Here is an 11,631-nt window from a genome sequence, read left to right as displayed (position 1 = left end):
ACCTGGAACCTCCGGGTTTCCGTGATCGGGTAGCGGCATGACCTACAGAGGTTCGCCATGAAAGAAGGTATCCACCCGAAGTACGAAGAGATCACTGCCACCTGTTCCTGCGGCAACGTGATCAAGACCCGCTCCACTGTTGGTCACGACCTGCAGCTGGACGTATGCTCCCAGTGTCACCCGTTCTACACCGGCAAGCAGAAGGTGATGGATACCGGCGGCCGTATCGACCGTTTCCAGAAGCGTTTCGGTGGCCGTATCGGTGGCAAGAAGGACTGATTCAGGTCCCGATTGCACGAAAAAGCGTCCTGCGGGGCGCTTTTTTTGTGCCTGCAGTTTAAAGCGTCTATTAGCACTTTGCCGGATTGACTGGTTACAGAATATTCAGGAGCCCTTGTCTGGTTGTGGGCTTCGCGCCATAATGGCGCGCTCCTTCAGGTGAGTACCTGGGGAATGGTTAAAGAGATTCAGGCTGGCCGTATACCCAGAATCCAAAGCCGGAGTCGCACACGGCACTGCCGGGCGCCCGGAGTCGGTCAGCAACAACGTATCTCCGTCCCTTTAAACGTGACAAACGGAACAGTGGCAATGTCTCAAGATCTGAAAGCAGCAGCCCTTGAATATCACGCCAAGCCGCGGCCTGGTAAGCTGAGTGTTGAAATCACCAAGCCTACCGAAACTGCCCGCGATCTTTCCCTGGCGTACAGCCCCGGGGTTGCCGAGCCGGTCCGCGAGATCGCGAAGGACCCCGAGAATGCATACAAATACACAGCCAAGGGCAACCTGGTAGCCGTTATTTCTGACGGAACTGCCATCCTGGGTCTGGGTAATCTCGGCCCTCTGGCGAGCAAGCCGGTAATGGAAGGCAAGGGCGTACTGTTCAAGCGCTTTGCCGGAATCGACGTGTTCGACATTGAAGTCAATTCCGAAAGCCCGCAAGCGTTCATTGAAACTGTCGAGCGCATCGCAGATACCTTCGGCGGCATCAACCTGGAAGACATCAAGGCGCCCGAGTGCTTCGAGATTGAGCGTGCTCTGATCGAAAAGTGCAATGTACCCATCTTCCACGATGACCAGCACGGTACTGCCATTGTGACTGCCGCTGGCATGCTGAACGCGCTTGAGTTGCAGGGCAAGAAAATCGAAGAAGCCAAGGTGGTATGCCTGGGCGCCGGTGCGGCCGCCATCGCCTGCATGAAGCTGCTGGTAAGCTGTGGTATCCGGTCTGAAAATATCTACATGCTCGACCGTAAGGGTGTGATTCACGCCGGTCGCGATGACCTGAACCAGTACAAGGCGATGTTCGCAAACGAAACCGACAAGCGCACTCTGGATGATGCCATTGACGGTGCCGACGTATTCCTGGGCCTGTCCGGCCCGGATCTGCTGAGCGGCGATCAGCTGGCCAAGATGGCTCCGAACCCGATCGTGTTTGCCTGTTCCAACCCGGACCCTGAAATCAGCCCGGCAATAGCTATGGCTACCCGTAATGACCTGATTATGGCAACCGGCCGTTCCGACTATCCGAACCAGGTGAACAACGTGCTGGGCTTCCCGTTCATTTTCCGTGGCGCGCTGGACGTTCGTGCAACCGCGATTAACGAGGAAATGAAAGTGGCTGCTGTTCACGCTATCCGTGAATTGGCCAAGGAGCCGGTGCCGCAGGAAATCTGTGCGGCTTACGGTGTAGACAGCCTTGAATTCGGCAAGGAATATATCATTCCGAAGCCGATGGACGTTCGTCTGCTGGAGGTGGTTCCTGCTGCTGTAGCCCGCGCTGCGGTAGATTCCGGCGTAGCTGGCCTGCCTTACCCGGCTCACTATCCGCTGAAGTCCATGGACGACATCATCTGATAGCATCCGTTTGAGCACAAAAAAACCGGTGGTTAACCACCGGTTTTTTTGTGTCTGCAGTTTGGCGGTCCGGGTGTGCGTCGCCCGGTTCCGCAGCGGGGCGGGAGGCCCCGCTGCTGCGTCAGAACAGGCTCTGTGGCAGGCCGCCGGCGCTGCCGCCGCTGATCTGGCCGCCGTTTCCGATATCTGCGGGCAGTGCCTCCGGTGCATTCTCTTCGCGGAACAGCTCGAAGACCGCGCCTTCCTGCCCGGCGCGGGCGCGCCGTCCCGTTGCTGGGTCGATGCGCACACTGATAATCCCGTTGGGCTGGGGCATGAACGCAGCCGGGGTGTCGGCAAGGGCGACCTTCATGTAGTCAACCCACACCGGGAGTGCTGCTACCGCACCGTACTCGCCGCGGCCCATGGGGGAGGGCTGGTCGAAGCCCACCCAGACGGTGGTGGCGAGGTCGTAGTTGAAGCCGCCAAACCAGGCGTCCCGCTGGTCGTTGGTGGTGCCGGTCTTGCCGGCAATGTCATCCCGTCCCAGGGCAAGGGCCCGGCGACCGGTGCCGCGCTTGATAACGTCGCGCATCATGGAGTGCAGGATATACACTGCCCGTTCATCGGCCAGTCGGTGGGCGATCCGCAATTCGGGGTCCGGGGTGTCTGCAGTGCGCTCGCCGGTACCGGGATCCTGCGGGGCAGGCAGTGTGACCGTCTGGGCCATCTCCTCGCAGTTACGGTCGCAGAGCACAACCTCCGGCGCCTCGTATACCACGTCGTTGTTGACGTCGCGGATCTCCTTGATGAGCCAGGGCTGCACATCGTAGCCGCCGTTGGCGATGACGGCAAAACCCCGGGCCAGTTCCATCGGGGTCAGGAGTCCGCTGCCGAGCGCCAGGGACAGATCCTTCTGCATGTCATCGGTCGGCAGGCCGAGCTGTTGCAGGTAATTGAGGGTATTCTGGATGCCGAGATCCCGCAGCAACCGGATGGAAACCAGGTTGCGGGAGCGGTAAAGGGCTTCGCGCAGCCGGGTGGGGCCGTCGAATTCTCCGGACGAGTTTTCCGGGCGCCAGGTGTTTTCCAGCTCGGCATCGTTAAAGACAATCGGCGCGTCGTTATAGATGGTGGCCGGTGTCATTCCGCTTTCGAGGGCGGTCAGGTAGACAAACGGCTTGAAAGTCGAGCCGGGCTGACGCCTGGCCTGGGCTGCCCGGTTGTACTTGTTCTGGCTGAAGCTGTAGCCACCAACGAGTGCTTCAATGGCGCCGCTCTTGGCATCAAGGGAGATCAGTGCGCCCTGAACGTTGGGCAATTGGTACAGTGCGACCTGCAGTGGTGACGAGGTGACGCTCTCACCCTGTTCTGCTGCGGTATCGGTTTCGCCGCCGTCCGGTGCAGAAGCGCTGAGTGCCTTGACATAGACGATGTCGCCCGGATTGACGACCTCCGAGGCCTGTTTGGGCTCGGCGCCGGTGTAGCTCTCGGTCTTGAAGCGCTTGGCCCAGGTCATCGATTCGAAGGCCATGGTTGCTGGCCCGAGATGGCGGACATGAACGTCCACCTCGCCGTCCTTGTCCCGGACGTTGGTAACCAGTGCCGGTCGGAGCTCTTCGATCCGGGGGTAACCAGCCAGCAGCTCGTCCGGGGCTCCGTTGCCCAGTTCTTCCGCGGCAACCTTGCCAATGGGTCCCCGATAGCCGTGGCGCCGATCGTAAGCTTCCAGCCCGTTGCGGAGCGCCATGGTGGCGGCCTGCTGTTTGCTGCTGTCTACGGTCAGGGTGACTTTGTAGCCGTCGGTGTAGGCCGCTTCGCCGAAGCGCTCGACCAGTTCGCTACGGGCCATTTCGGCGACGTAATCGGCGTCGACTTCGGTGGCAGTGGCGTTGTAGCTGGCGGTCAGCGGTGCCTCAACCGCGAGCTGGTAGGCGTCCGGGGTGATATAGCCCAGCTCCTGCATGCGGCCCAGGATCCAGTTGCGACGAATCAGCGCCCGCTGCGGATTGGCAAGCGGGTTATAAGCTGACGGGGCCTTGGGCAGGCCCGCCAGCATTGCCATCTGGGCGAGGTCCAGTTCATGGACCGGCTTGTTGTAATAAACCAGGGAGGCGGCCTGGATACCGTACGCCCGGTTGCCAAGGTAAATTTTGTTCAGGTACAGCTCGAAGATCCGGTTTTTGTCGAGTTCACGCTCGATCTGAATTGCCAGAAGTATCTCGTTGAACTTGCGGATGAAGGTCCGGTCGCGTGACAAAAAGTAATTTTTTGCAACCTGCATGGTGATGGTGCTGCCCCCGGACTGGATCTCGCCGGTGGTGACCAACTCGACTGCAGCCCGCAGCAGGCCTTTGAAGTCCACTCCGATGTGCTCGTAAAACCGGGCGTCTTCGGCGGCCATGAAGGCTTGTAACTGAATTGTTGGTATCTGTTCGATTGTGATCGGTGCCCTTCTCTTTTCACCGAATTCTGCTATTAATCTGTTGTCCGCGCTGTAGACCCGGAGCGGGGTTTGCAGCTTGATGTCCATAAGTTGCTCGACCGGGGGAAGCCCGGGTCGCAGGTACAGATAGAAGCCTGAGGACACGAGAGCGGCGAGACTGAGTCCGGTGAGAAAAAACCAGGCAAGGATGCGGGAAGAGCGTAGCAATCTGGACATTTTTTTCTGACAACTGTTGGATATAGGTCTATCATTTGAGAAATTGCTTTAGGAAGGACTGGGTCACTTCACCACTACAATGCCTCTCGCGATATGAGAACTGGCATTGTAGACGGAAAACTGAAGAAATTCTCTTAAATAAAAAACACATAACCGGGTGCATGTAACCAGGTATAGGGTGAGCGCGTGTTCGGATTGTTCGGAAAGAAATCCAGTGCAGTGCTGGGCGTGGACGTCAGTTCCAGCTCGGTGAAATTGCTGGAATTATCAAAACAAGGTAACCGCTACAAGGTCGAGAGCTATGCTGTCGAGCCGCTGCCGGCCAACGCGGTTGTCGAAAAAAATATCACCGACGTTGAGGCGGTGGGTGAGGTGCTCAAACGGGTTGCCTCGAAGTCCCGCACCAGCCTGAAACAGGTGGCTGTGGCCGTATCCGGCTCTGCCGTCATCACCAAGGTCATCCAGATGGATGGTGGCCTCAACGAGTTCGAGATGGAAGACCAGATCGCCCTGGAGGCAGATCAGTACATTCCTTATCCCCTCGACGAAGTTGCCATCGACTTCGAGGTCCTCGGTCCATCGGAAACCAATCCGGACCGGGTTGATGTCCTGCTTGCGGCCTGCCGCAAGGAGAATGTCGATATCCGTGAGGATGCCCTCGAAATTGCCTCGTTGACCGCCAAGATTGTCGACGTCGAGGCCTACGCCCTCGAACGCGCCTACGAACTTATCGAATCCCAGCTGGAATCCCAGGGTGAAGAGCTGGTGATTGCGATCGTCGATATCGGCGCCACCATGACCACACTCAGCGTGCTGGCCGACGGCAAGACGGTCTATACCCGGGAGCAGGTGTTCGGTGGCAAGCAGCTCACCGAAGAAATTCAGCGCCGGTATGGCCTCTCCCTTGAGGAGGCCGGGCTCGCGAAGAAGCAGGGCGGTCTGCCCGATGACTACGAGGCCGAGGTGCTGAACCCGTTCCGGGAGGCAGTGGTGCAGCAGGTTGCCCGTGCTCTGCAGTTCTTCTTTGGTGCCAGTCAGTACAACGCGGTGGATTACGTTGTGTTGGCCGGAGGTACGGCGTCCATTGCGGGGCTGACGGAAATGGTCGAAGAAAAAACCGGCACCCCGACCCTGATTGCCAATCCGTTTGCAGATATGGCAGTGGGTTCGCGGGTTAACGCATCGGCACTTGGCAATGATGCGCCTTCCCTGATGATCGCCTGCGGGCTTGCGATGAGGAGCTTTGACTGATGGCAAAGATCAACCTCAGGCCGTGGCGTGAAGAACTCCGGGCGGAAAAACAGAAACAGTTCGTGGTGATGATCCTGGGGGCGGCAATCTTGGCCGCCGGTCTGGCTTTCCTGTGGAAAACCGACATGGATAGCCGGATTGCCTACCAGCAGTCCCGCAACGCCTACATCCAGACCGCAATGAAGCAGCTCGATGCCCAGATCAAGGAAATCGAGAGCCTCAAGCGCAAGCGTGATGAGTTGCTGGCCCGGATGAAGGTCATCCAGGACTTGCAGGGCAAGCGCCCGGTCATCGTGAGAGTGTTTGACGAGATGGTGCGCACCCTGCCGGACGGTCTGTTCTATACCGACCTGAAGAAAGTGGGCGACCGCATCGATGTGGTCGGGATGGCGGAGTCCAACAGCCGGATCTCGTCGCTGATGAGAAAGTTTGACGAGTCAGACTGGTTCACCGACCCCAACCTCACCAACGTAGCCGCAGCCGATAAGCGTCGTGCCGGGTACAGCCAGTTCAACCTGTCGGTGCAGCAAAAGACACCGGAAGCCGAAGGGGAGGAGAGCAAATGAGCCTCGCGGATTCCCTGAAAAGTCTGAACGAGTTCGACATCAATGATCTTGATGTCAATAACGCCGGCATCTGGCCGGCGCCGGTCAAGGCGATTGTGATCCTGATCATTTTCGGCGCAATCCTTGGCGGTGGTTACTGGTTCTTTGTCAAAGACCAGTATGCCCAGCTGGAGCGGGTCGAAAAGACCGAGCTTGACCTGCGCAAGCAATACGAGGAAAAGGCCTATCAGGTGGCTAACCTCGAGGTGTTCAAGGCGCAGATGGAAGAAATGGAGGAGACCTTTGGTGCCCTGGTTCGCCAGCTGCCCAGTGAGACCGAGGTGCCGGGTCTGCTCGAGGACATCACCAATACGGCGTTGGGTAACGGTCTGGCGCTGCAGGAGGTCAAACTGCAGCCAGAGCAGAAGCGGGATTTCTATGCCGAACTGCCGATCAACATCCGGGTATCGGGTTCCTATCACGAGCTCGCGTCTTTTGTGAGCAGCGTGGCCAGCCTGCCCCGGATCGTGACCTTGCACGACTTTACCATTAAACCAACTGGCGGTGAGGGCGAGATTCTCGACATGCAGGTCGTGGCGCGCACCTACCGTTACCGGGCAGGAGAATAAGCATGGCAGTGAAGCATGCAGGAAAGGCCTGGCTGGGTGTGTGTGTGGTATCCCTGCTGACAGCCTGTTCCCAGGGTAATGGCTTTGCCGATATTGATCAGTTCATGGCTGAAACCCGGGCCAAGCCCCGCGGCTACGTGGAACCGTTGCCGGAGTTCAAGGCCTATGAGGCATTCAGCTATTCCGCTGCGGACCGGCGGGCGCCATTCGAGCCGCCTATTGACGTTCAGCTGACCATGATGGATGACGAGCCGGCCAGTGATGTCGAGCCCGATCTGGATAGGCCGCGGGAAGTGCTGGAAAACTACGACCTGAAGAGCCTGGATATGGTGGGGACTCTCAGTGGTGTCGGCGGCACGCTGCAGGCGTTGGTAAAAGACAGCGATGGCGGGATTCACCGGGTCAGAACCGGAAACTACATGGGCCAGAATTACGGCCGCATCGTCGGTGTGGGCGAGAACCGCATCGAGCTTATCGAAATCGTTCCCAACGGCAGGGGCGGGTGGGTCGAGCGTCCCCGTACCCTGGCACTGGACGAAGAAGAAGGCTAAGGAGCGGCACAATGAATAACGAAAGAAACATGCACGAACAAAATAGTTTGGGGTCGAGGCTAGCGATGTTCAGAAAACTAAATGTATACGTCGGCGTGATTGCTTTTGGGTTGTTGTCCGGCCTGGCCAATGCGGTCACGCTGGAAGACGTGTCATTTTCGTCGCTATCCGGTGATCGCACCGAAGTGACGCTGAAATTTGATGGCACACCGCCGGAACCTTCCGGCTATACCATTGAGCGTCCGGCACGGATCGCGGTCGACCTGAAGGATACCCAGAGCGGACTCAGCAGTCGCAATATCTCCCTGGGTTCCGGAAATGCCCAGAGCATGACAGTCGTCGAAACCAAGGACCGCACCCGCCTGATCTTTAATCTGGTGGAGCTGTCGCCTTACGAAACCCGTCGCGATGGTGATTCGCTGGTGCTGACCATCGGCGCTGCTGAAGGTGCCCCGGCAGTTGCTACCCCGACGTCATCCGCCACTGCCGCTCCGGCAACCAGTTCCCGACCAGCGGTCAGTGGCCTGGCTGGTGTTGATTTCCGGCGCGGCGAAAATGGCGAAGGGCGGGTCATTGTAGATCTCGGCTCTGCCAATGTGCCGGTCGACCTGTCTGAAGCGGCCGGTCGCATCCGCCTGGTGATGGATGGTACCAGTGTGCCCGAGAACCTCCGTCGGCGTCTGGACGTCACCGATTTCGCCACACCGGTTACCCGCATCGACACCTTCATGATGGATGGCGATGCCGTGGTCGAAATCCGGCCCCAGGGCAACTATGACTACATTGCCTACCAATCGGGTTCCCAGTTCACCGTGAGCGTGGAAAAGCTGACCGAGGAAGAGGCGGAGTCCCGTCGTGAAGACAAATTCCCCTATACCGGTGACAAGCTGTCGCTCAACTTCCAGGACATCGAGGTGCGTTCGGTACTTCAGCTGATTGCTGATTTCACCGGGCTGAACCTGGTTGCCAGTGACACCGTTAGCGGCAGCATTACCCTGCGCCTGCAGAATGTCCCCTGGGACCAGGCTCTGGACCTGATCCTGAAAACCAAGGGCCTCGACAAGCGGCAGATCGGTAACGTTCTGCTGGTTGCGCCGGCGGACGAAATTGCCGCCCGCGAAAAGCTGGAGCTGGAAACCAACAAGCAGATCGCCGAGCTGGCACCGGTGCGCCTCGATATCATTCAGGTTAACTATGCCAAGGCCGCCGATGTGGTTGCATTGATCCAGGCAGATAAGGAGCTGATCTCTTCCCGTGGCTTCATTTCCTCCGATGTTCGCACCAACACCATCAGTGTCCGCGAAACTGCCGAAAAGCTGGAGGAAATCCGTCGCCTGGTGTCCACCTGGGACGTACCGGTGCGTCAGGTGCTGATCGAAGCCCGTATTGTTCGTGCCCAGACTGATCTGGCCGAAGAAATCGGCATCAAGTGGGGCGCCGCGGGTCGGGCCACTGCGGATGGCGGCACCGACCAGATCATCGTCGGTGGCAGCCAGGGCGGTGTTGCCGGTATTGCCAACACCGGGCTGAACCTGCCGGCGGACCTCAACGTGGATCTCGGCGTAACCCGTACCAACACGTCGTCCATTGCCTTCGGTTACATCGGCACTGACTTCCTCCTCGACATGGAACTGTCCGCCTTCGAAAGCGATGGCCAGGCGGAAATTGTGGCGCAGCCGAAAGTAGTGACTGCTGACCGTCAGACAGCGAAGATCAAATCCGGTGAGGAGATTCCCTATCAGGAAGCCTCTTCAAGCGGTGCGACCTCGGTTTCCTTCAAGGAGGCCGCCCTGTCGCTGGAGGTCACCCCGCAGATTACTCCGGATGACCGTATCATCATGGACCTGACGGTGAATCAGGATTCCCGTGGCCAGGAAACTGCCGGTGTGCCGAGCATCAACACCAACGAAGTGACTACCCAGGTGCTGGTGCGCAACGGTGAAACAGTGGTGCTCGGCGGTATCTTCCAGTCCGAAACCTCTACCACCACCGTGAAGACGCCGGTACTTGGGGATATCCCGGTACTGGGCCGCCTGTTCACCAAGAAGACCAAGATTGATGAGCGCAGCGAGCTGCTGATCTTCATCACTCCGAAGATTCTCAAGGGTGACCTGGTGAACTGATCACCGGATTGAAGACTTTGAAAACCGCCGGACCTCCGGCGGTTTTTTTATGGCTGACGTATTTTTGCCGCTTGGGTGAGGGAGGAAACTTAGGGAAACGGGTGCTCTGTGATATTCTCAGCCGCCTGAATAACAATGAGCGGAAGTTATGTCTTTGCCCAAACGTATAGTCCTGGTCGGCCCGATGGGGGCCGGTAAAAGTACCATCGGCCGGATGCTGGCACGAGAACTCGGCTATCGCTTCCTGGACTCCGACAGGATCATTGAGGAACGTTGCGGCGCAAATATCCCTTGGATTTTTGATGTCGAGGGCGAGGACGGGTTCCGTCAGCGGGAGTCGGCCATGCTGGCCGAGCTCGCCGAGCAGCCCCAGACCGTTCTGGCCACCGGCGGTGGTGCGGTGATGAGGGCGGAGAACCACCCGGTGCTGCGTAAGGACGCATTGATCGTGTATCTGCGGACATCCCTCGAACAGCAGGTAGAAAGAACACGTCGGGATCGTAACCGGCCATTGTTGCAAAATGACGACCCGGAAGGGGTTTTGCGCCACTTGTTCGAACTGCGGGACCCCATCTATACCCGGTTGGCGGATATCGTGATGTACACCGACCGCAAAAGCCCCCGCCTGGTGGTGCGCCAGCTGATTAACCGGATCAATCCGAAAACGGCGCGCCATAAGCGCCAGATTCGAAAGGAAGGCCGAAACCATGCGTGAATCTGTCCTCGAGCTGAAAGTTGATCTGGGTGACCGGAGTTATCCGATCCTGATCGGGCAGGGCCTGCTCGGAAGCCAGGACCTGACACCCTATGTGGCAGGCAATCAGGTGATGGTCGTGTCTAACGAAACCGTTGCGCCGCTTTACCTGGAGGCCGCGAAGGCCTGTTTCCCGGGTAAGCAGGTGGATACGGTCGTTCTGCCGGACGGGGAAAAGTACAAGGACTGGCAGACCCTCAACCGGATTTTCGATGCGCTGCTGGAGCGCCGCCACACCCGCAAGACCACCCTGGTCGCGCTCGGTGGCGGAGTCGTTGGCGACATGACCGGCTTTGCGGCAGCCTGTTACCAGCGCGGTGTGCCGTTTATCCAGATTCCCACGACGCTGCTGTCCCAGGTGGATTCGTCGGTAGGGGGCAAGACCGGGATCAATCACCCCCTTGGCAAGAACATGATTGGCGCCTTCCATCAGCCTGAAGCTGTGCTGATTGATACCGCGACCCTGCAGACGTTGCCGCCCCGCGAGGTATCGGCGGGTCTGGCGGAAGTGATCAAGTACGGCCTGATTCGTGATGAGCCGTTTCTCAGCTGGCTTGAAGGCGCCATCACCGATCTGGTCGGCCTCCAGCCAGAGGCGTTAGCCGAGGCGATTCACCGTTCCTGTGCCTGCAAGGCCGAAGTGGTCGCGCTGGATGAGCGGGAAGGTGGCCTGCGGGCCATTTTGAATCTTGGCCACACCTTTGGCCATGCGATCGAGACGTTTGCCGGCTACGGTAACTGGCTCCACGGCGAGGCCGTCGGCACCGGTATGTTAATGGCGGCCGATCTTTCGGTGCGGCTGGGGCTGATTGCGCCGGCCGATGCGGAGCGCGCAGGCGTGCTGATCGGTCGGGCGCGGCTGCCGGAGAAGGCGCCCGCGGGTATGACGCCGGAGGATTTCCTCACGCTGATGGCCGTCGACAAGAAGAATGTCGACGGTAATCTGCGGCTGGTGCTGCTGCGAGCCCTGGGTGATGCTCTGGTAACCTCTGACGTGAAAAGTGACAGCCTGCAAGCCACTCTTGAGGCGTTTTGTGGAGCCTCCACGTCGCGTTAAGCCACCATTCTGCAGTTTTTGGAGGGCCGTTCCGGATTTTTGTCAAGCCCCCGGATGGCTCTCCAGCTTCCTGATTTTAAACAATTTGTTTGCGAACTTTCCGCGCTTTCCGCCTACCGTAAATCAATTTCGGTTTGAGTACGTAGTTCTACGTGTGTAGAATGTCCAGCCCCCATTTTCAGTGTCAAAGGGTCACTTTATACGGAATTAGATTATAACTCTTTGA

General features: G+C 58.5%; 10 protein-coding genes. 9 read left to right on the top strand and 1 reads right to left on the bottom strand.

Going from position 1 to position 11,631, the window contains the following annotated elements:
- The first annotated feature begins 57 nt into the window (after positions 1-57).
- Both rpmE and CLH61_RS15585 read left to right on the top strand, forming a co-directional pair.
- On the top strand, positions 58-279 hold the full coding sequence (rpmE, locus tag CLH61_RS15590; RefSeq protein ID WP_099615697.1) for a 50S ribosomal protein L31: 222 nt from the start codon (positions 58-60) through the stop codon (positions 277-279).
- Positions 280-588: 309 nt separating this feature from the next.
- Positions 589-1,854, top strand: coding sequence for a malic enzyme-like NAD(P)-binding protein (locus tag CLH61_RS15585; protein ID WP_099615696.1), 1,266 nt, complete (start codon positions 589-591; stop codon positions 1,852-1,854).
- Between the two features lie 121 nt (positions 1,855-1,975).
- Here the strand turns inward: CLH61_RS15585 and CLH61_RS15580 are convergent, their stop codons facing one another.
- Positions 1,976-4,495 (bottom strand): penicillin-binding protein 1A, encoded by a 2,520-nt coding sequence (locus tag CLH61_RS15580; protein ID WP_099615695.1) that lies wholly within the window; start codon positions 4,493-4,495, stop codon positions 1,976-1,978.
- Between the two features lie 186 nt (positions 4,496-4,681).
- On the opposite strand from CLH61_RS15580, the gene CLH61_RS15575 reads away from it, so the two are divergent.
- From CLH61_RS15575 to aroB, 7 genes are all read left to right on the top strand, one after another.
- Positions 4,682-5,746, top strand: a complete 1,065-nt coding sequence (locus CLH61_RS15575; protein ID WP_099615694.1) for a pilus assembly protein PilM — start codon at positions 4,682-4,684, stop codon at positions 5,744-5,746.
- Positions 5,746-6,312, top strand: coding sequence for a PilN domain-containing protein (locus CLH61_RS15570; RefSeq protein ID WP_099615693.1), 567 nt, complete (start codon positions 5,746-5,748; stop codon positions 6,310-6,312). Before CLH61_RS15575 ends, CLH61_RS15570 begins: the two co-directional genes overlap by 1 nt.
- Positions 6,309-6,920, top strand: a complete 612-nt coding sequence (locus tag CLH61_RS15565) for a type IV pilus inner membrane component PilO (protein WP_099615692.1) — start codon at positions 6,309-6,311, stop codon at positions 6,918-6,920. Before CLH61_RS15570 ends, CLH61_RS15565 begins: the two co-directional genes overlap by 4 nt.
- 2 nt (positions 6,921-6,922) lie before the next feature.
- Positions 6,923-7,471: a pilus assembly protein PilP gene (locus tag CLH61_RS15560; protein ID WP_099615691.1), complete on the top strand. Its 549-nt coding sequence runs from the start codon at positions 6,923-6,925 to the stop codon at positions 7,469-7,471.
- A gap of 65 nt (positions 7,472-7,536) precedes the next feature.
- The gene (gene pilQ / locus CLH61_RS15555) at positions 7,537-9,594 is read left to right on the top strand and encodes a type IV pilus secretin PilQ (RefSeq protein WP_228152671.1); all 2,058 of its coding nucleotides are present in this window, start codon (positions 7,537-7,539) and stop codon (positions 9,592-9,594) included.
- Between the two features lie 148 nt (positions 9,595-9,742).
- The gene (aroK, locus tag CLH61_RS15550; RefSeq protein ID WP_099615689.1) at positions 9,743-10,309 is read left to right on the top strand and encodes a shikimate kinase AroK; all 567 of its coding nucleotides are present in this window, start codon (positions 9,743-9,745) and stop codon (positions 10,307-10,309) included.
- A complete protein-coding gene (gene aroB, locus CLH61_RS15545) occupies positions 10,302-11,405 on the top strand; it encodes a 3-dehydroquinate synthase (RefSeq protein ID WP_099615688.1) in 1,104 nt (367 codons plus the stop codon). Before aroK ends, aroB begins: the two co-directional genes overlap by 8 nt.
- The last annotated feature ends 226 nt before the right edge of the window (positions 11,406-11,631 follow it).

Origin of the sequence: Marinobacter profundi (assembly GCF_002744715.1) — a bacterium.
Classification (GTDB): domain Bacteria; phylum Pseudomonadota; class Gammaproteobacteria; order Pseudomonadales; family Oleiphilaceae; genus Marinobacter; species Marinobacter profundi.
Note: the sequence above shows the minus strand (reverse complement) of the source record. Positions and strands in the feature narration are given on the sequence as shown.